The 19,351-nt window shown below is 48.4% G+C and carries 18 protein-coding genes; all 18 read left to right on the top strand.

Going from position 1 to position 19,351, the window contains the following annotated elements; all coding sequences use genetic code 11:
- The first annotated feature begins 137 nt into the window (after positions 1–137).
- The 18 genes from NWF31_RS00870 to arcC all read left to right on the top strand — a co-directional run bounded on the left by NWF31_RS00870 (position 138) and on the right by arcC (position 19,339).
- A complete protein-coding gene (locus NWF31_RS00870) occupies positions 138–818 on the top strand; it encodes an iron-sulfur cluster-binding protein (protein WP_258358610.1) in 681 nt (226 codons plus the stop codon).
- Positions 812–1,729, top strand: a complete 918-nt coding sequence (locus tag NWF31_RS00865; RefSeq protein WP_277998700.1) for a dihydroorotate dehydrogenase — start codon at positions 812–814, stop codon at positions 1,727–1,729. Before NWF31_RS00870 ends, NWF31_RS00865 begins: the two co-directional genes overlap by 7 nt.
- 190 nt (positions 1,730–1,919) lie before the next feature.
- Positions 1,920–3,155 carry an amino acid ABC transporter substrate-binding protein gene (locus NWF31_RS00860; RefSeq protein ID WP_258358608.1) on the top strand — a complete coding sequence of 412 codons (1,236 nt, stop codon included), beginning with the start codon at positions 1,920–1,922 and terminating at the stop codon, positions 3,153–3,155.
- Positions 3,156–3,248: 93 nt separating this feature from the next.
- Positions 3,249–4,115 (top strand): branched-chain amino acid ABC transporter permease, encoded by an 867-nt coding sequence (locus tag NWF31_RS00855; RefSeq protein ID WP_258358607.1) that lies wholly within the window; start codon positions 3,249–3,251, stop codon positions 4,113–4,115.
- 27 nt (positions 4,116–4,142) lie between these two features.
- The gene (locus NWF31_RS00850; RefSeq protein ID WP_258358606.1) at positions 4,143–5,132 is read left to right on the top strand and encodes a branched-chain amino acid ABC transporter permease; all 990 of its coding nucleotides are present in this window, start codon (positions 4,143–4,145) and stop codon (positions 5,130–5,132) included.
- Between the two features lie 25 nt (positions 5,133–5,157).
- Positions 5,158–5,913 carry an ABC transporter ATP-binding protein gene (locus NWF31_RS00845; RefSeq protein ID WP_258358605.1) on the top strand — a complete coding sequence of 252 codons (756 nt, stop codon included), beginning with the start codon at positions 5,158–5,160 and terminating at the stop codon, positions 5,911–5,913.
- A 1-nt stretch (position 5,914) separates the two neighbouring features.
- Positions 5,915–6,658: an ABC transporter ATP-binding protein gene (locus NWF31_RS00840; protein ID WP_258358604.1), complete on the top strand. Its 744-nt coding sequence runs from the start codon at positions 5,915–5,917 to the stop codon at positions 6,656–6,658.
- A 300-nt stretch (positions 6,659–6,958) separates the two neighbouring features.
- A complete protein-coding gene (locus NWF31_RS00835) occupies positions 6,959–7,810 on the top strand; it encodes an FAD binding domain-containing protein (protein ID WP_258358603.1) in 852 nt (283 codons plus the stop codon).
- Between the two features lie 14 nt (positions 7,811–7,824).
- Positions 7,825–8,316, top strand: coding sequence for a (2Fe-2S)-binding protein (locus NWF31_RS00830; protein WP_258358602.1), 492 nt, complete (start codon positions 7,825–7,827; stop codon positions 8,314–8,316).
- Between the two features lie 14 nt (positions 8,317–8,330).
- Complete coding sequence (locus NWF31_RS00825; RefSeq protein ID WP_258358601.1) at positions 8,331–10,616, top strand: xanthine dehydrogenase family protein molybdopterin-binding subunit; 2,286 nt, start codon at positions 8,331–8,333, stop codon at positions 10,614–10,616.
- A 143-nt stretch (positions 10,617–10,759) separates the two neighbouring features.
- Positions 10,760–11,980 (top strand): branched-chain amino acid ABC transporter substrate-binding protein, encoded by a 1,221-nt coding sequence (locus NWF31_RS00820; protein ID WP_258358600.1) that lies wholly within the window; start codon positions 10,760–10,762, stop codon positions 11,978–11,980.
- 94 nt (positions 11,981–12,074) lie between these two features.
- Complete coding sequence (locus NWF31_RS00815) at positions 12,075–12,998, top strand: branched-chain amino acid ABC transporter permease (RefSeq protein ID WP_258358599.1); 924 nt, start codon at positions 12,075–12,077, stop codon at positions 12,996–12,998.
- Between the two features lie 30 nt (positions 12,999–13,028).
- A complete protein-coding gene (locus NWF31_RS00810) occupies positions 13,029–14,231 on the top strand; it encodes a branched-chain amino acid ABC transporter permease (RefSeq protein ID WP_258358598.1) in 1,203 nt (400 codons plus the stop codon).
- A gap of 3 nt (positions 14,232–14,234) precedes the next feature.
- Positions 14,235–14,999: an ABC transporter ATP-binding protein gene (locus NWF31_RS00805; protein WP_258358597.1), complete on the top strand. Its 765-nt coding sequence runs from the start codon at positions 14,235–14,237 to the stop codon at positions 14,997–14,999.
- 3 nt (positions 15,000–15,002) lie between these two features.
- The gene (locus tag NWF31_RS00800) at positions 15,003–15,716 is read left to right on the top strand and encodes an ABC transporter ATP-binding protein (RefSeq protein WP_258358596.1); all 714 of its coding nucleotides are present in this window, start codon (positions 15,003–15,005) and stop codon (positions 15,714–15,716) included.
- Positions 15,717–15,877: 161 nt separating this feature from the next.
- Positions 15,878–17,170, top strand: a complete 1,293-nt coding sequence (locus tag NWF31_RS00795; RefSeq protein ID WP_258358595.1) for a dihydroorotase — start codon at positions 15,878–15,880, stop codon at positions 17,168–17,170.
- Between the two features lie 92 nt (positions 17,171–17,262).
- Positions 17,263–18,231 carry an aspartate carbamoyltransferase gene (gene pyrB, locus NWF31_RS00790; RefSeq protein WP_258358594.1) on the top strand — a complete coding sequence of 323 codons (969 nt, stop codon included), beginning with the start codon at positions 17,263–17,265 and terminating at the stop codon, positions 18,229–18,231.
- A 169-nt stretch (positions 18,232–18,400) separates the two neighbouring features.
- Positions 18,401–19,339 (top strand): carbamate kinase, encoded by a 939-nt coding sequence (arcC, locus tag NWF31_RS00785; RefSeq protein ID WP_258358593.1) that lies wholly within the window; start codon positions 18,401–18,403, stop codon positions 19,337–19,339.
- Positions 19,340–19,351: the final 12 nt, after the last annotated feature.

The following is a 19,351-nucleotide window of genomic DNA, read 5'->3' as shown; positions in this document are numbered from 1 at the left end:
TCTGATTTTATGGGGTAGATTTATCGATGTATGTTAAGGGCAAAATCATAGAGCAAAGAAAATTAAGATCTGAATATAATATTCTAATTATTGAACAGGCTGAAATAGCCCGAAAAGCAAGGCCGGGGCAGTTTATAATGTTACAGGCATGGGAACGCGGGGATATTGTTTTACCCCGTCCCTTTAGTTTATATCGTATTTTACCCGCCAAGGGGCAGTTGCATATTCTCTACAAAATAAGAGGAAAAGCAACCCTGGAAATGTCCCGGCGCATACCCGGTGAAGAAGTAAAACTTATTGGTCCCCTCGGTAACGGTGCCGATTTGCCAGAGACCGGCAATATTGCCCTCCTTGGACGCGGTATAGGGGCAGCTCCTTTAATGGCCATAGCAGAAACGGCTTATAACCGGGGGCTGGTAGTATATACTTTTCTTTCGGCCAGGAAGAGGGAATTGATCCCCGGTGTGGTAGATTTTACCCGTTATTCAAGCAAGGTTGTTTTATCGACAGATGACGGGGAGGAAAATGAGGGACGCCTGTTAACCGTTCTCCTGGAAGAGCTAATTACCAAGGAAGGAATCAAAATAAAAACTGTTTTTACCTGCGGTTCAAAGCGCCTGGCGCAAGGGCTCCTGCCAATGGAAACAAAGTATAACTTTAGGGCTTATGTTCTCCTGGAAGAAGTTATGGCCTGTGGTATTGGTTCTTGCAAAGGTTGTGTATGCAAAGTAAGAACCCCGGGTACACCTGAAGGCCATGCTTATAAAAGAGTGTGCAAGGACGGCCCGGTTTTCCCTGCCAGCGAGGTGATATGGTGAAGGATTTAGATCTTACGAGTGAACTGGTCCCGGGTTTAAAACTAAAAAATCCTGTCATGCCGGCGTCGGGCACCTATGATTACGGTGACGGTGCCAATGCCTTTAATCCATCCTTGCTGGGGGCCATAGTGACCAAAAGCGTATCAGCTTTTCCCCGTAGCGGTAATGCGCCGCCCCGGATCCATGAAACCCCCTGCGGCATATTAAACGCCGTGGGTATACCCTCGGAAGGGGTAGAAGCCTTCCGGCGCAATACTTTGCCAGGCCTAAAGCAATATAATACGGCATTAATTGTTAGTGTGGCCGGTGAAACCCCGGAGGATTTTGCGCAGGTTATAAGTTGCCTGGAAGAAGAAAACGGGATCGGCGCTTATGAATTGAACTTTTCCTGCCCCAACCTGGGCGATGGTATTCCTTTTGGTACCAATCCCGAACTGCTCTACCTGGCAGTAAAACAAATCCGCAAGGTAGCCTCGCGGCCGTTAATCGTTAAATTGTCTCCCAATGTGGTGGATATCAAGCTAATGGCCCGTCAGGCTCAAGATGCAGGTGCTGACATCCTTACTGTTGCTAATACGCTTACAGGTATGGCTATTGATGTGCGACGGCGGCAGCCTGTACTGGGAAACATTTTCGGCGGCCTGTCCGGCCCGGCGATAAAGCCTGTAGCCCTGAGAATGGTGTGGGAAGTAGCCGGTGCAGTAGACATCCCGGTTATAGGCGTTGGTGGGATTACCGATACTACCGACGCCCTGGAGTTTATCATGGCGGGCGCCAGAGCCATCCAGGTAGGGACCGCCAATTTTGCCAATCCTAAGGTTATGCTGGAAATTATTGAGGGTATCGAGAGTTATATGGAGGAGAATGGGTTTACCAGGCTGGCCGATATCGTCGGCCTGGCCAGAAGATGAGAGAGGGAGAATCTTAAAGAGGAGGTGGACGGGAATTTAGTTTTAAGTCTTAATGGGCACGCAATGGAGCTGAGGGGATGAAGGTGGAAAATCTAAAATGTGGAGGAAGCAAGCAGGGAAAAATAACCACAAAAGAAGTCTTTAACATCACATTAAGAAACAAGTTTGCAAAAATCGGAGGGATTAATAAATGAAGCACCAGCGGTTGATTTATTTAATAACGCTTGTATTGAGCATTACCTTGCTGCTGGCGGGGTGCGGGGGCAAGGGCGGCACCACCGGTCAAGAAAAGGGTAAGGGAGAAAAAGTTCTCAAGATAGGGGCTTCCTTATCTTTTACCGGCCAGCTTTCCCGGGAAGGCAACCTGACGAAGAAAGGTTACGACCTCTGGGTTAAAAAGGTTAACGAAGCCGGCGGCATCAATGTGAACGGCGAGAAATACAAGGTAGAAATTGTTTATAAAGACGACCAGTCGGAAGCCCAGCGCAGTGCCAAGTTGACCGAACAGATGATAACGGAAGAAGGGGTCAACTTCTTATTGGGTCCCTATTCCAGCGGTATTTCGGCGGCTACTGCGGCTATCGCCGAGAAGTACAACAAGCTGACCATCGTACCCCTGGCCAATGCTCCTTCTCTCTACGAACAGGGATATAAGAACCTCTTCGGGGTTTTGCCCCTGGCGACGACTTATTTGAACGGCGTCCTGGACCTGGCCAAAACGCTGGATCCCAACCTGAAAAAAGTTGCCATTATTTCGCCGGATGCCCTCTTCTCCTTGTCGGTAGCCGAAGGAGCCAAGAAATATGCCGAAGCCAATGGTTTCCAGGTAGTATACTACGACAAATACCCGGCTGATACGAAAGACCTGTCTTCAATGATAACCAACATCAAAAATGCAGGTGCCCAGATTTTATTAGGAACCGGTTACCTGGCCGACGGCGTGCTGGCGGTACGCAATGCCAAGGATTTAGGGTACAAGCCGGCCATAATGGCCTTTACCATCGCTACTTCCATACCAGACTTCCGCAACTCCCTCGGGGCTGATGCCGAAGGCATAATGGGCGGAGAGTGGTGGACCCCGAATATGAAGTGGACGGGCGATATTTTCGGCTCGGCAGAAGATTATGCCAAACTTTATAAGGCCGAATACAACGAGGATCCTGCTTATTACAGCGCCGCCGCTTCAGTAGCCGGCGTCATCCTGCAGAAGGCTATTGAAAAAGCCGGCAGCCTGGAAGTAGATAAAGTACGCGACGCCATGCGCAGCCTGGACATTCAAACCTTCTGGGGCCCCATCCGCTTTAACGAGCGCGGTGTCAACGTCGGTACGAGCAGTGCCGCGGTGAGCCAGATTCAAAACGGCCAGGTTGTAGTCGTCTGGCCCGAGGAATTACAGCAGAGCAAACCCCTTTACCCCAAACCATAAGGCAGGAAGGATAAGCTAAAAAACATGAGGCGGCATGCCTTTTGCCGCCTCATGTTTAAAATCATTCAGCGGCTTTAAGGGGGATTATTCAAAGTGGACTTGCAAGTGATCATCAACGGCATACTCCTGGGAGGATTGTACGGGCTGGCGGCAGTAGGCTTCTCTCTAATCTGGGGCGTAATGAATATAGTTGATTTGGCCCAGGGGGCTTATCTGACGCTGGGGGCTTACATTACCTTCTGGCTTTTTAAATTATGGGGCATTGATCCCTTTCTCACCTTACCTGTATCGGCACTTATCTTGTTCGGGCTGGGATTTTTAATTGAAAGCCAGATTATTAAGAGGGTATTGCGCTATGGCTTTGTAATGCTACTGGTAGTAACTTACGGGCTTAACCTTTTATTGCAGAACGCTATGCTGGTGGCCTGGTCGGCAGACTACCGCTCGGTTACGCCGGCGTATAGCGGGGCTGGTTTGAACATTGGCGGCGTTAATATTCCTTATATACGCCTGGCTTTATTTATAGCTGCTTTATTACTCGTCGGCCTCTTAACTATTTTTCTCAACAAAACTCGGGTGGGCAACGCCATCAGGGCTACGGCCTTAAACAGGCTGGCCGCAAACCTGGTAGGTATTCGTACGGAATTTATCTATGCCTTAACTTACAGCCTGGCAGCAGCCGTGGTAGGCATGGCCGGTTCCTTGATTTCCATGGTCTATACCGTTTCACCCAACCTGGGCGGAGCTTTTATGACCAAAATATTTGTCGTTACGGTTTTAGGGGGATTTGGCAGTTTGCCCGGTGCTGTGCTGGGCGGTCTGATACTGGGGATTACAGAGGCCTTTACTGCTTCTTATATTGCCCCCGGCCTTATGAACGCCGTGAGCTTCATCCTGCTGGTAGTGATATTGATATTCAGGCCCCAGGGACTCATGGGCAAGCAATTTTACGGTGCTTAATTCGGGATGTTAAAAGGGGAGAACTTTATGAACAACAGTGCTGTGGCTAGGCGACGTTTTCCGCTATCGATTGTTGTCCTGCTTGCGGCTGTAGTAATCCTCGCCATATTGCCATTTTATATTCGCGGCTATTGGATAAGAGTGCTCACCACACTTTTTATGTCCGCCGTATTAGCCGAAGCCCTTAATCTCGTTGTCGGCTATGCCGGTTATGCAGCTTTTGGTAACGGCGTGTTTTTCGGCCTCGGTGCCTACACGACGGCTGTTTTGATGACCCGCTTTGGATGGTCTTTTTTCCCGGCCATGATTGCCAGTTGCTTTCTGGCGGCAACTGTAGCTTTTCTCCTGGGGTGGCCTGTTTTAAGATTGCGGGGCCATTACTTTGCCATTGCTACAATTGGTATTAATATGGCGGTAATGGAAATAGTAACCTATGTAGGGATTACAGGCGGCGGTAAAGGAATAAGCTTGCCTTTATTTCCCGGTGATATTGTTAAACAGGGCTTATTCTTTTATTACGGCATGTTTATTTTATTAATTATTAGCGTGGCCATAACTTACTGGATTGCCAACAGCCGGTTGGGTTACGGGTTGCGGGCCATAAAAACCGAACCGGAAGCAGCGGAAGTCATGGGGGTTAATACAACCCTTTACAAAGTTTTAGCCTGGAGTATTAGCGCGGCAATTACCGGGATAGCCGGTTCGCTGAATGCCTACTGGTTAACCTTCCTGGAACCACTTTTTGTTTTTGATATTATGATTTCGGTAGAAGCCTTCGTAATGGTACTTTTAGGTGGACCGGCAACAATTTTTGGACCTGTAATAGGGGCCTTCTTCTTGAAGCTGCTTTCAGAGCTAATCTGGAGCCAGTTCACTCTAATTCATATGGGCGTTTTAGGGTTGATCATAGTCGTTATAACTCTCTTCTTACCTTCGGGAATTATGGGATTATGGCGCCAGATGACGCTGCGCTGGAATAAGGCGAATACGGCCAGGACCTCCCCGGGAAGCCAGTAAGAGGATTATGGAGGAGATGGGTTAAATGGCTCTTCTAGAAGTAAAAAATGTAAGCCGCTCATTTGGTGGCGTGCAGGCAGTAAATAACGTATCCTTTGAAGTCAATGAGGGAGAGATAGTGGGTCTTATCGGGCCCAATGGTGCCGGTAAAACAACAATGATGAATTTAATTTCCGGCCTTATTAAAGTTAATGAAGGAGAAATTCGTTTTCAAGGTGCCCGCTTAACTGGTCTCAAACCCCATGCTATTGCCCATAAAGGAATTGCCCGTACTTTTCAGATCGTAAAACCGTTCCAGGGGATGACGGTACGTGAGAACGTAATGATGGGCGCGTTATTTCGCTCAGACCTTCGTGGTTTAAAAGGTTCCGCGGTAAAGAACATCGTTGATGAAGCCCTGGAATTATTAGAACTTGATAGACGGGCTGAAGCGCCTGTCGAAGAATTGAACCTGGCCCAGAGGAAGCACCTTGAACTTGCCCGGGCCATGGCCATGGGACCGAAGTTACTATTATTGGACGAGGTTATGGCCGGCTTAAACTTAAAAGAAATTGAACGTCTGATGGAACTGGTCCGGAAGTTGAATGCACGCGGCGTTACCATCCTGGTAATTGAACACGTGATGAAGGCCGTAATGGGGCTCTCCAAACGGGTTTTGGTCATGCATCACGGCAGTTTAATTGCCCAGGGCCCCCCGGAAGTGATAACCCAGGATCCTAAAGTAATTGAAGCTTATCTTGGTAAACGGCGGCATAAGGGGTTGCATAAGGAGGCAAGGTGAAATGGCGGCTGTAGTTAAGACGGGGTTAAAACCTATTATAACCCTGAAGAATGCTTCTACAGGTTACGGGATAGCCCAGGCCTTGTGGAATGTTTCACTGGAACTTTACCCCCGGGAAATTGTAGCCTTAATTGGCTCTAACGGGGCCGGCAAAACAACTGTGCTCCGGGTTTTATCAGGTGTTTTACCTTTATGGAACGGCGAGTATAGACTCAACGAAGAAGCCGTAAAAGGCTATACGGCCCCGGATCTGGTCCATAAAGGCATCTGTCATGTACCTGAGGGCCGGCAATTATTTTTTGGCCTGTCTGTGGAAGAGAATTTGCGCATGGGTGCTTTTGCGTTAAAAAAATCCCGGGCGGAAATTAATAAGAGCCTGGAATGGGTATACAATTTCTTCCCCGAAATTGCCAAACGACGCAATCAACTGGCTGGCACCCTCAGCGGCGGCGAACAACAAATGGTAGCCATTGGACGAGGGTTGATGGGTAACCCTACCTTACTTCTTATTGATGAACTATCCCTAGGTCTGGCTCCGGTAATAGTAGATAGAATATATGAAACCCTTCAGAAGATCTACCAGGAGCAGGGAATAACAATTTTAATAGTAGAACAGGATATGGAGCTTGCCCTTTCGGTAGCCAGCCGGGCCTACGTCCTTGAGAACGGCAGTATCTCAGTATCGGGTACCAGCAAGGAATTAATGGATAATGATAAGATACGTGAGGCTTATCTGGGCGTATAAGGGTAGCAAGGAAATTTATAAATATAGTGCCATCTATCAGAAATAAGATAGGTGGCTTTATTTGTATCCTCCTGGAAGTTTTTAGCAGACTTTTCTATCTGATTATTTTTGAATCGCGGCCAGCTAATATTTACGGTTTTGCGTGGAGCTTTTAGGAGACATTTAATAACTTTTGGCCGTATTGTTTGTAAATGATAACAAAGGTGATTTACATTACAAAAGAGAAATAAAAAAATGCTTTTTTCGCAATTCTGGTCAAGGATACCGGATGGTTCTGACAAAAAGGAGGCGGGTTTGGGTGTGAGCGGATTTGCTTATATTTCACCTTCAACTAAAGAAGAAACGTTGACGGTTCTCAGTGAGGCTGGAGAGAAAGGCCGGATCGTGGCCGGGAGCACCAATGTTTTACCTGATATAAGGGCGAGAAAAATCGCGGGCTGTATTTTGGTTGACATCAGCCATTTGCGCGAGCTCAAAGGCATCGAAATTGCAGGAGACACTGTAACTATTGGTAGTCTGACGACGATAAGCGAATTATTACAGTCCGCAGTAATCGCCAAGGAGGCCGGTGTCTTGTGGCAGGCTTGCCGGTGTTTTGCCGATCCGCTGGTTCGAAACCGGGCGACCATCGGCGGCAATATTGCCAATGCCTCCCCGGCGGCCGACGGGGTCGTTCCTCTCCTTGCCCTTGAAGCTACTGTGAATGTAGAAAGCAAGGCCAGGGGCAAAAGGGCGATCCCGCTAGATGAGTTTTTTACCGGACCGGGTAAAAGCGTCCTTGAACCCGGGGAACTGATAACTTCGGTGTCTTTTGCGAAAACGTCGGCAATGAAAAGTGCCTTTATTAAGTTCGGTTTAAGAAAAGCCATGGCAATTTCCCTGGCCAGTATTGGTATGGTGGTTGGTTTTAATGGAGACACCATTGCCCGGGTCAGTATTGCACTGGGCGCATTGGCGCCCACGCCGGTGCGGGCCAGGGAGACCGAAAAATATTTAGCCGGCAAAAAAATCGATGATGAAATAATTGCCAGGGCGTCGGAGCTGATAAAAACAGAGGTTAACCCCATCAGCGACGTGCGGGCCTCCCGGGATTACCGCCAGCATTTAACCGGGGTGCTTTTCAGACGGGCAATAGAGGCGGCACTGGCTTAAGGGAGGTAAAAATAATGGAAATAATGCGAGAAATTACCGTCACTGTTAACGTTAATGGTATACCGGTCAGGGCCGCTGTTTCTCCCCAAGAATCGCTGCTGGATTTTTTACGTTACCGGGCCGGGGCCACGGATGTAAAATGCGGTTGCAATAAGGGTGACTGCGGCACCTGTACGGTGATTTTAGAGGACCGGGCAGTAAAATCATGTCTCGTCCTGGCTGCCCAGGCCGATAATAGACGGGTTTGGACGGTCAGGGGCCTGGAAAAAGATCCTTTGATGCAGGCTTTGCAGGAAAGCTTTGCTACCCATGGTGCGGTCCAATGCGGTTTTTGTACGCCGGGGATGCTGTTGACGGCAAAAAATTTCCTAGAACACAATCCCAAACCAGACCGGGCGGAAATTAAAGAAGCTATTGCAGGTAACCTCTGCCGCTGTACCGGCTATAAGAAAATTGTAGACGCTATAGCTGCAGTTGCAGCAAGCAGAACTGGCGACAGGGCTTAAGGGGGGACGGGCGGATGGAATTGAACGTTATCGGTAAAGGCCTGCCAAAAGTCGACGCCTGGGCTAAAGTAAAAGGGAAAACTGTTTATGCTGATGATTTCAGCCTGCCGGGCATGCTCTATGCTAAAGTGTTAAGAAGCAAATACCCGGCCGCCAGGATACTGTCTATCGATACCAGCCGGGCTAAACAGCTACCGGGCGTGCATGCAGTCCTCACGGCCAAAGATGTACCCAACAATAACCTGAGAGCTAAATTTGGCCAGAGTACTGATGTTGGTGCCCAGTTTGAAGGGTTATACAGGGTGCTTGCCGAAGAAAAAGTACGCTTTTTAGGTGAGCCGGTAGCCCTGGTAGCGGCTGAAAGCTTGCAGATTGCTGAAGAAGCCCTTGATTTAATTGAAGTTACCTATGAACCTTTACCGGGTGTTTTTGATCCAGTTGAGGCCTTGAAGCCAGGGGCTTATCCGGTGGGGGAAAACGAGAGCAATGTTGTATCCCGGTTCAAAATCCGTAAGGGAGATATCGATGCCGGCTTTGCCGCGGCTGATGTAATCGTTGAAAACACCTATCACGTTCCCTTTGTAGACCACGCATACCTGGAACCTGAATCGGGAGTAGCCTGGCTAGATGAAGACGGTGTCATCAACATCCGGGTATCAACCCAGGTAATAGAGCATTTTCGTACCGTAGCCGAAGTTCTAGGGCTGCCGCAAAATAGGGTGCGCGTTATTGGCACCTGGCTTGGCGGCGGTTTTGGCGGGAAAGAAGATATTACGGTAGAAAGTTTCCTTGCTCTCTTGGTCTGGAAAACGGGGAGACCGGTAAAATTGACCTATACCAGGGAAGAATCCCTTTTGGCCCACAGCAAGCGGCACCCGTTTTTAATGAAATACAAAACCGGCGCTACTAAAGACGGGCGCATAATAGCCTTAGAAGCAGAACTTATTGCTGACGCCGGGGCTTACACTTATTTAACGCCCTGGGTTTTGCTCTATGCTACTGTTAATGCTGCCGGGCCTTATGATATCCCCAATGTTAAGGTTGATAGTGTAGCAGTCTTAACTAATAATCCTTTTACCAGCGCTAATCGCGGGTTTGGTGCTATCCAGCCTAATGTGGCCTATGAATCCCAGGTCGATGAACTGGCCCGCGTTCTGGGGATGGACCCCCTTACTATCAGGCAGAAAAACTGCTTGCGCCAGGGCGCCTCATTGGCGACAGGATTTACTTTCGACCGTTATGTCGCTTTGCCTGAAGTTGCTGAAAAGGCATGGCAGGCTCTGGGGCCTGCTAAAGAGAGCCAGGATAAACGTATCCGGATCGGCCGGGGCCTGGCCATAGGGATGATGAGCTATGGTCGTTTGACTTTCCTCCACGATAGCTCCCGTTCCTATGTAAAGCTGGAACTGGACGGCAGTGCAGTAATTCGTTGTGGCGTTCCTGACTTGGGCGGCGGCCAAGCCCAGGCTCTTTGCCAGATTGTGGCGGAAGAATTAGGAATACCAATTGAAAAAATCAAGATCTATATTTCTGATACGGCTTTAACTCCCTTGGCCGGTACAACTACAGCTACCAGGCAATTATATATGTCTGGCAATGCTACTTTGAAGGCTGCCAGGGAAATTAAGGAACGGTTGTTGACCAAAGCCTCAACCATGCTAAATGTCAGGAAAGCGTATCTGAAAATAGAAAACGAGAAAATCGTGAGTTTAGTTGAGCCGGGCAATTTCGTTTCTTTAAAAGATGTAATTGCTCAATGTTCGTCCGAGGGTATTGAGCTCTTCTGCGAAGCCCAGTTCAATGCCCCCTTTACTGATATACCGGCCTCGGAGTTGATTACGGGCCAAACCCATCCTGATTTTACTTTTGGTGCTTACGCCGTTGAAGTTGCCGTCGATCTCGAGACCGGTGTGGTAGAAGTCCAGAAAGTAGTAGCCTGTTATGATGTCGGCAAGGCGCTTAATGTGCTTAATGTCGAGGGGCAGCTTGAAGGTGGTGCAATCTATTGCCTGGGCTATGCCCTGATGGAAGAACTGGTGGTCGACCAGGGCAGGTTGAAAACGCCTTCGTTCTCGGAGTATTTGATTCCCACAGCAGCGGATGTACCTGATGTAGAGACGATTTTAGTTGAATCAGGGTCGGGGTTGGGTCCTTATGGAGCTAAAGGCGTTGGTGAACCGGCCTGCAATTCCATTGCCCCGGCGATTCTCAATGCCATTCGTGATGCCGTCGGCGTCAGGATAACTTCTTTACCGGCAACGCCGGAAAAAATAGTATTTGCCATGCAAAAAAAGCAATAAAGTAACTTTACGTATGTAGACCATGGGAAAGGGGTGAGAACGGCATTTAAAAGCAAATAAACATTGGTACAAAAGAGAAAACAGTCAACAAAGAGGGCGAATTAGTAAAAGGTAAAGTAAAGTAAAGCAGAGGAGGAAAACAAATGCTAAAAAGAAGAACGATAAAGTTTCTTGTTGTCTTTATGCTCCTGGCATTGGCTTTCACGTTAATTGCCGGTTGTGGCAGCGGGAGTAAAGGCAAGGAAGAAAGTAAAGCAACAGATTCAAAAACGGTAAAGGTTGCTTTCCTGGGGCCACTGACCGGTCCGAATGCCATGCAGGGTGTGGGTGCGCGGAACGCCTTTAAACTGGCCATCGATCAGGCTAATGCTTCCGGTAAGCTGCCTTTTAAGATTGAGGTAGTAGATCTTGATGACGCTTCCAATCCCGGTACCGGGGCTTCAGTAGCCCAGAAAGCAGTAGCCGATCAAGATGTAGTTGCCGCCAGCGGTCACTGGAACTCACCTGTGGCCGAAGCAACGATTCCCATCTTTAAATCTGCCGGCGTACCCCTGGTGATCTGGGGCGCCATTAGACCGACACTGACCAGTAAAGAAAACTATCCCTATATTACCCGCGTTTGCCCGACCCAGCAGCAGGAGAACTTGCCCCTGGCCAATTTCGTAATTAACGAGCTGGGTCGCAAGAAGTGGGCGATTATTTCTGATACGACGACCTATGGCAAGAGCAATACCGAAGCCTGGAAGAATGAAGTCAAGAAATATCCCGGTGCGGAAGTTGTTTCTATTGACGAGATCCAGGTGGGACAAAACGATTTCCGGCCCATTTTAAGTAAAATTAAAGCGGCCAATGTTGACGGTATTTATTTTGGCGGTGTAGTGATGGAGGCGGCCCTGGTACGCCGGCAAATGGTAGAGCTGGGTATGAAAGACATGCTAATGGTAGGCATTTCCGGCATAGTTGATGATAAATTTATTGAGACGGCAGGGAAAGAGGCCGCCGAAGGCATAATTGCCACCAAGCCCGGTAAAAGCATTAGCAAACTCGAGGGTGGCAAAGCCTTTGAAGAGGCTTATCAAAAAGCCGGCTTTAAAGAGCCGTATGGCGCTTACGGCCCCTACGCCTACGATGCGGCCAACATTATTGTAGAAGCTTTGAAGCAAGTGGGCCCGGACCGCAATAAGCTGGTTGACGCTATAGCCAAGATTAGCTATAACGGCTTGTTGGGCGTGACAAGCTTTAATGAGGTTGGCCAGACAACCAATGTCGCCAGCACCATCTATGTAGTAGAAGACGGCAAGTGGGTTGACTGGGATTCATCGAAATATAAGAGCGGTGAGCGTAAACTTCCGGGCAGCAAATAAAGAGGGTTAAAACGGTGTGGTACTTTACTGGCTGGTGACAATAACCCGGACTTTGTTGCCAGCCAGTAAAGGATTTTAAGGAGGCGATGGGGTAATGTCCCTTGTACTGTCACAAGCTATTAATGCCATAATGCTGGGCTGTACCTATTCGTTGGTCGGTATTGGCTTCTCCTTATTTTTCGGTGTAATGGATATCGTGGTATTTTGCGCCGGCGATGTCGCCATCTTTGCCGCTTTTTCCATTACTGCCCTTGTAAGCATTGTGGGTCTTTATGCAGCCTTAAACCTGGCACTGCCACCGTTTTTAAGTACGGTGCTTATCGTGATTGCCGGTGCTTCTTTAACCGGTGTTTTAATGCTGGCCCTCTACCGGCTGGTAATAAAGCCCTTTGAAAATAAAAGCGCACTCATGCCTTTACTGAGTACTATAGCCTCGGGCGTTGCCCTGCGGGAACTGATTGGTATTTTTTATCCCCAGGGCCGGAACCCGCAGACTTTCCCCCAACTGCTTCCCGGCGGGGCCTTATCTGATTTTGCTATGATATCCTGGCGCAATTTAATTATTATCGTAGCCACCCTGTTGCTGGTAGCCCTTCTCTATTTGTTCGTCAATAAAACTAAAATAGGATTGTCTATCCAGGCTGTTTCCCAGAACAGAGAAGCGGCAATAATGGTTGGTATTAACTGGCAGCAAGTTGTTTTGATTACTTTTTTGCTGGGGGGCTTTATTTTAGGAATCGGGGGGTTTCTGGTAGCTTCTTATTATGATGTTGTCCGCTTTGACATGGGCTCTATGTACGGCTTGAAAGGATTCTGTGCCGCTGTGGTAGGGGGACTGGGCAACGTTTACGGCGCTATCGTGGGAGGATTGCTAATTGCTTTTATTGAGGTCTTCGTGAGCGCTTTTGTCCCCGGAGGGACGGCTTATGCCAGCGTGGCAGCCTTCCTGATGGTTGTCCTCTTCATTTTATTTAAGCCGGAAGGAGTTATAGGCGAAAAAACCATTGAAAAGGTCTAATAAGGTCGGCCTGGGGGAGGCAGTAAAAAAGTGATTAATAAAGCAGGTGCGCAATTAAGTAGGAGCCTGATGGCCATAGCAGTGAGCCTGGGTATTTGTTTAATTCTTTATATTGCCCTGGTAAGCCCTTTGCCCATAACCCTGCTGGTCCTTGCTATTTTTTTAGGGTTAATTGTTATGGGCGAGCGCAGCGGGGGTATTGAGAAAATCTATGCGGCTATGGAAGAACATAAAGGTGAGGCATTGGTCGTAGCCGGTATTTTTGCCCTGCTATTACCACTTTTAGTAAGCGGCAACAATTATCTTCTTCACGTGGTCGTCATGGGAGGCATTTATAGTATAATCGCGCTAGGACTTAATTTCCAGCTCGGCAGTACGGGAATGGTTAATTTTGCTCCGGCAGCTTTTTATGGTACAGGTGCTTATACATCGGCAGTTTTGGCTGTTAAATTTGGTATATCTCCTTGGGTAGGGATATTATGCGGTCTTTTCATGGCAGCCCTTTTAGGAATAGTTTTTGGTTTTCCGGCCCTTAAAACCCGCGGTTATTATTTGTCCCTGGTAACTATAGCTCTGCAGGTAATTTTTACTTTGATGATTATTAATACCGACTGGCTTGGTGGTCCTAATGGTATTCCCGGAATTCCCGGTTACGAGATTTTTGGTTTCTCGTTTCGCAGACCTTTAGAGATTTTAGGTATGCGGCTGCCCTACCAGACTAATTATTTTTACCTGGTTTTCTTATTATTAAGTTTGGCAGCCCTGGCTGCTTCCCGTTTGTATAATTCTCGTATCGGCCTCGCGTGGAATGCTATCGAGCAGGATGAAATTGTTGCGGCTACCCAGGGGATAAACTTAACAAAAATTAAGTTGCTGGCTTTTTCAATTGGAGCTGCTTTTGCGGGTGTTGCCGGTGCTTTATATGCCCATTACACCAGTTTTATCGGTAATGAAGATTTTGATTTTAATAAATCCCTGGTATTAATTTGCATGGTCCTCTTGGGTGGTATGGATAACGTTGCCGGTGTAATCCTGGGTTCACTTTTGCTAACGATCATCGATGAGAAACTCCGTGATTTTGCCGATTACCGTATGCTGATGTATGCTTTGATTTTGATTATAATCTTAATCGCTCGCCCCCAGGGCCTACTTCCCAAGCGTAATCGCAAGTACCAGATAAAGCAGGACAATAATGAAGGGTATAATGTTACGGTAACAGCGGGAGGTAAATAGTATATGGAAGTATTAAGGACAGAGGCCCTGACAATTAATTTCGGCGGCTTGAAGGCAGTAGATGGGGTTGATTTCATCATTGGCGATGAGATTGTCGGTTTAATTGGTCCCAACGGTTCTGGTAAGACCACTTTCCTTAATCTGGTGAGCGGGATTTATAAACCGACGAGCGGCAAGATTATTTTCCAACAGGAAGATATCACCGGGGCCGGCCCTGATGCCATCCGCAGCAAGGGGATTGCCCGTACCTTTCAAACTAACCGTTTATGTTTGCATTTGACTGTCCTTGATAATATGTTGCTGGGGCTTTACAGCCAGCAAAAAACCGCCTGGTGGCAGGCTATTTTCCGGCCGGCATACAGTCGTGCCGAGATTAAAGCAGGCATCGAAAAATGTTTCCACATACTGGCTCATTTTAATGAGGAACTTATAAAAAGATGCTATGATCCAGTAACTACTATACCCCTCATTGACCGGCGGCGTATTGAAATTGCCAGGGCTATTGTGGGCGAACCCAGATTGTTGCTGCTGGATGAGCCTACTGCCGGGCTCAATGCCGAGGAAACAATGCAGATGATCCGGGATATTGGTAAAATCAGGGAGGATAACAGAAAGATCAGCATCATCATAATTGAGCACGACATGGCGGTTATTGCCCGTATTACCGACCGGGTGGTTGTCTTAAATGCAGGCAAAAAAATTGCCGAGGGCCTTTTTAGTGAGGTTAGTAAAGACGAACAAGTGCGGACTGCATATCTAGGAGGCTAGACCATGCTGGAACTACGCCAGGTTAGTACGAAATACGGCCAGATACCCATGTTAATGGATGTCAGCATCAAGATCAATCCGGGTGAAGCCGTTTGCATGCTCGGGGCCAACGGTGCTGGCAAGACCACTCTGCTCAAGACCATTATTGGCATGGTGAAACCTGTTAGCGGGGAAGTTCTTTTTGGCGGGCAGAGGATTGATCTCTGGCCATCCTATAAAATTATCCGGTCCGGCATTGCTATTGTACCGGAACGGGAGGGCTTGTTTCCTAAATTAACCGTTGAAAATAACCTCCTGATGGGAGCCTATTATGAAAGCGACAAACGGAAAATTGCCCCGCGGCTTGAGGAAGTGTTAACCATTTTCCCGCGGTTGAAAGAAAGATTCCGCCAGAAAGCCGGGACCCTCAGTGGCGGGGAGCGGAAAATGCTGGGCATCGCCAGGGCTTTACTGGCCGAACCACAGATATTATTGATGGATGAACCCTCCCTGGGCCTGGCACCGGCAACGGTTAATGAAGTCTTTGCAGTAATCGATCGGATAAAAAAAGAGAAGAAGATAGCCATCCTGCTGGTAGAACAAAACGCCCAGAAGGCATTATCCGTTGTTGAGCGGGGTTATGTCTTACAGAAAGGTAGTATAATCCTGGAGGGTTCAACAAATGAACTGAAGGAAAACAGTGTTGTTAAAGAATCCTATCTTTCAGCGGCCGGCTAACTAGTAACGGTTTACACAAAAAAACCTGCGGAATTATGACTTGCATACAAAGGTTAGATGTTTTTTTTAGAGAAAAAGATCATTAATTGAACTCAAATTCAACTTTGTATTGACTGGCTACTTTAAATTACATTTAAGTGGGCAGGGGTGATTGAATTAATATGGTTAAAGTTTTGTTAAAAGGCGGTCGGGTCGTTGACCCCGGCAATGATATCGACCGGCCGGCCGATGTCCTGATTGAAGATGGAAAGATAGCCCGAATTGGGTCCGATATAGAGGCGGGTAATGCAGAAATTATTAATGTGGCCGGCAAGGTTGTAGCGCCGGGGTTAATTGATATTCACTGTCACCTGCGCGATCCGGGTTTCCCTGAGAGGGAAGACTTTAAAAGCGGGACCCGCGCTGCTGCCAGGGGAGGATTTACAACCTTAATCGCCATGCCCAATACCAATCCCGTTTGCGACCATCCTGTTGTAGCCGAATACGTGCTGGCCAGGAGTAAACGCGAAGGGGTTGTCAATGTCCTGCCCTACGGTGCTATTACCAGGGGACAGAAGGGAGAGGAGCTGGCCCCTTTTACCGAACTGGTGGAAGCAGGCTGCGTTGCTTTTTCCGATGACGGCCAGCCGGTAACCAATTCAGGCTTAATGCGCCAGGCGTTAATTATAGCCGGTGCCATTAATAAAGTACTGGCAGTCCATTGCGAAGACCGGACCATTACAGGTGACGGGGTGATTAACGACGGTGAAGTTGCCCGGCGCCTGGGGATAAAGGGCATTCCCTATACCTCGGAAGCCGTGATGGTAGCGCGCGATATTCTCCTGGCAGAAGAAACGGGGGGCAGGGTGCATATCTGTCATGTAGGCTGCGCCCGTTCCGTAGAATTAATTCGCGAGGGTAAAAAACGTGGTATTAACGTGACCGGAGAGGTAATTCCTCACTATCTAAATACAACCGAAGATGATGTCCAAACCCTGGAAGGGCGCTTCAAGATAAAGCCCCCCTTTGGTAGCAAACGGGACCAGGAGGCTTTAAAGGAGGGGCTTGTTGACGGCACCATTGATGTAATTGCGACTGATCATGCGCCCTATACAATTGCTGAAAAAGAACGCAACTTTAGAGAGGCTCCTTTCGGGTTAATCGGCCTGGAAACCGCCCTGGGTGTAGTTTTAACCGAAATGGTGCATAGCGGGTTGCTGACTCTAGCGGAAGCCCTTGCCAAGATGACCTGTAACCCGGCGAAGCTCCTGGGATTAAATAAAGGTACCCTCGGGGTGGGCCGGGATGCCGATGTTATCGTTATTGATCCTGATTTGGAATGGCAAGTGGACGCAAACCAGGGCGCATCTAAAAGCAGGAACTGCCCGCAGCATGGCCGGTGGCTAAAAGGAAAGGCCGTAATGACCATGCTCGGGGGCCGCGTAGTTATGCAGGACGGCAAGCTCTTAGTTTAAAACCGAAAAATATAGCGGCAGTGCTTTGGAAAGCACGACCGTGCATGAAAAAGGGCTATTTATATACTAAAAATGGGAGGAATTTAACCTTTATGAGCCAGAAGCCCACCGTAGAAGAAATGGAATTACTGAAAGGCCAGGACGTATTATCTGCCAGGGAATTAACCTTTGAACAGCTGCAACTAATCATGAAAACGGCTGCCTACTATGAAGACGCCCTGGTTAACAGGCGCCGCCTGTATGATATGGACGGCAAGATTATGGCTTCATTGTTCTTCGAGCCCAGCACGCGGACGCGCCTGTCTTTTGAAGCCGCCATGCAACGGCTGGGGGGAAACGTTATTACGGTTTCGGAAACACCGCAGATGCAGACTTCTTCCACGGCCAAGGGTGAGACCTTGCACGATGCCATTAAAGTTGTTGACGGTTATGTTGATGTAATCGTCGTCCGCAGTCCCATCAAAGGAGCGGCCCAGGAAGCGGCAGATGCAGCCGATCACCCGGTAATCAACGCCGGCGACGGTACAGGGCAGCATCCCACCCAGGCATTGCTGGATATTTACACTATTATCAAGGAACATGGCAGTGTGGAAGGCCTCAAGGTGGCCTTGCTGGGTGATCTGAAGTACGGCCGTACCGTCCATTCCCTGGTATATTTGTTGAAACACTACGGCTGCGACATGATATTCGTTTCCCCGCCGCAGCTAAAGATGCCGGAAGAGATTACTGCCGAACTGAAAAAAGACGGTATCAAGATAGAAGAAACGACGGATTTAAAAGCAGCGGCGGCCGAAGCCGATATTCTCTATGTAACGCGCATCCAGCGCGAACGCTTCCCCAGCAAGGAAGAATATGAGAGTGTGAAAGATTCTTATATCGTTAATGATGAAATTGTTGCCCTGGCCAAAAAGGGTATGAGCATCCTACACCCGCTGCCCAGGGTTAATGAGATAGCCGTTTCAGTCGACTCCTATGCAGGAGCAGCCTATTTCCGGCAGGCGCATAATGGCGTTCCCATCCGGATGGCGCTGTTAGCTTTAACTACCGGCAACGTGCGTTAAGTTTGGGAAAAACACCCGTAACCCCCGGAAAACGGTGGTAATAATATTGATACGGTTGCAGGCACTTTGCCGCCGGTGCCGGGAGATAACTACGCAATCAGGGAGGTGCCTGCAACCATTATAACCGGCATGTTACTTTATTTTTTGAAGGAGAGGGAAACTATAAGCTATGGATAGATTGGCAGTTATAGCCATTGGCGGCAATTCTTTGATAAAAGATAAAAATCGCATTGGCCTTATGGATCAGCTGGCAACTGTTAAAGAAACTTGCCATAATATTGCTGAATTGGTGGCCAGGGGCTGGAATGTAGCCATAACCCACGGGAACGGGCCCCAGGTAGGTTTTTTAATTCGCCGGGCAGAACTGGCAACGCAGGAGCTGCCCTTGATCCCCCTTGAATTTGCCGTAGCCGATACCCAGGGTGCTATAGGTTATATGATCCAGCAATCCCTGATGAATGAATTTCGCCGGCGTGGTATCAATAGAAAGGCTGTGACAGTTGTCACCCAGGTCGTGGTTGATAAGAATGATCCGGCCTTTCAGAAACCGACCAAACCGATTGGTAGTTTTATGACTAAAGAAGAAGCCATGTATCACAGGGAAAAGGATGGGTGGACGGTAGTTGAGGATGCCGGGCGGGGTTGGCGGCGGGTAGTCCCGTCCCCGGAGCCGCAAAAGATCGTTGAGAGTGAAGCCATAAAAGATTTAATCAAAGAGGGTTATATTGTCATCTGCGTTGGCGGCGGCGGTATTCCGGTTATAGAAAACGAAGGCCAGCTGGAGGGCATAGCTGCCGTTATAGACAAGGATTATGCCTCCTCATTACTGGCAACGGAAATCGGTGCCGACAGGCTTGTTATTTCAACGGGTGTAAATAAAGTAGCCATTAATTTTAATAAGCCGGACCAGAAAGAAATAGACCACATGACAGCGGCCGAAGCCGAAGCTTACCTGGCCGAAGGACATTTCCCGCCAGGAAATATGGGACCGAAAATTACGGCTATTTTGCGTTACCTTAAGAATTATGGTGGTGAGGGACTAATAACCTCCCCGGCAGAAATAGTAGCTGCCATGGAAGGACAATCGGGTACATGGATAGTACCTTAAGGGAGGGCAGCC

Origin of the sequence: Neomoorella sulfitireducens, from assembly GCF_024733845.1 — a bacterium.
Classification (GTDB): domain Bacteria; phylum Bacillota; class DSM-521; order Neomoorellales; family Neomoorellaceae; genus Neomoorella; species Neomoorella sulfitireducens.
Note: the sequence above shows the minus strand (reverse complement) of the source record. Positions and strands in the feature narration are given on the sequence as shown.

Coding starts and splice junctions, on each gene's coding strand:
- NWF31_RS00870 (WP_258358610.1), top strand. CDS start 138: ATGTTACAGGCATGGGAACGCGGGGATATTGTTTTACCCCGTCCCTTT.
- NWF31_RS00865 (WP_277998700.1), top strand. CDS start 812: ATGGTGAAGGATTTAGATCTTACGAGTGAACTGGTCCCGGGTTTAAAA.
- NWF31_RS00860 (WP_258358608.1), top strand. CDS start 1,920: ATGAAGCACCAGCGGTTGATTTATTTAATAACGCTTGTATTGAGCATT.
- NWF31_RS00850 (WP_258358606.1), top strand. CDS start 4,143: ATGAACAACAGTGCTGTGGCTAGGCGACGTTTTCCGCTATCGATTGTT.
- NWF31_RS00845 (WP_258358605.1), top strand. CDS start 5,158: ATGGCTCTTCTAGAAGTAAAAAATGTAAGCCGCTCATTTGGTGGCGTG.
- NWF31_RS00840 (WP_258358604.1), top strand. CDS start 5,915: ATGGCGGCTGTAGTTAAGACGGGGTTAAAACCTATTATAACCCTGAAG.
- NWF31_RS00830 (WP_258358602.1), top strand. CDS start 7,825: ATGGAAATAATGCGAGAAATTACCGTCACTGTTAACGTTAATGGTATA.
- NWF31_RS00825 (WP_258358601.1), top strand. CDS start 8,331: ATGGAATTGAACGTTATCGGTAAAGGCCTGCCAAAAGTCGACGCCTGG.
- NWF31_RS00820 (WP_258358600.1), top strand. CDS start 10,760: ATGCTAAAAAGAAGAACGATAAAGTTTCTTGTTGTCTTTATGCTCCTG.
- NWF31_RS00815 (WP_258358599.1), top strand. CDS start 12,075: ATGTCCCTTGTACTGTCACAAGCTATTAATGCCATAATGCTGGGCTGT.
- NWF31_RS00805 (WP_258358597.1), top strand. CDS start 14,235: ATGGAAGTATTAAGGACAGAGGCCCTGACAATTAATTTCGGCGGCTTG.
- NWF31_RS00800 (WP_258358596.1), top strand. CDS start 15,003: ATGCTGGAACTACGCCAGGTTAGTACGAAATACGGCCAGATACCCATG.
- NWF31_RS00795 (WP_258358595.1), top strand. CDS start 15,878: ATGGTTAAAGTTTTGTTAAAAGGCGGTCGGGTCGTTGACCCCGGCAAT.
- pyrB (WP_258358594.1), top strand. CDS start 17,263: ATGAGCCAGAAGCCCACCGTAGAAGAAATGGAATTACTGAAAGGCCAG.
- arcC (WP_258358593.1), top strand. CDS start 18,401: ATGGATAGATTGGCAGTTATAGCCATTGGCGGCAATTCTTTGATAAAA.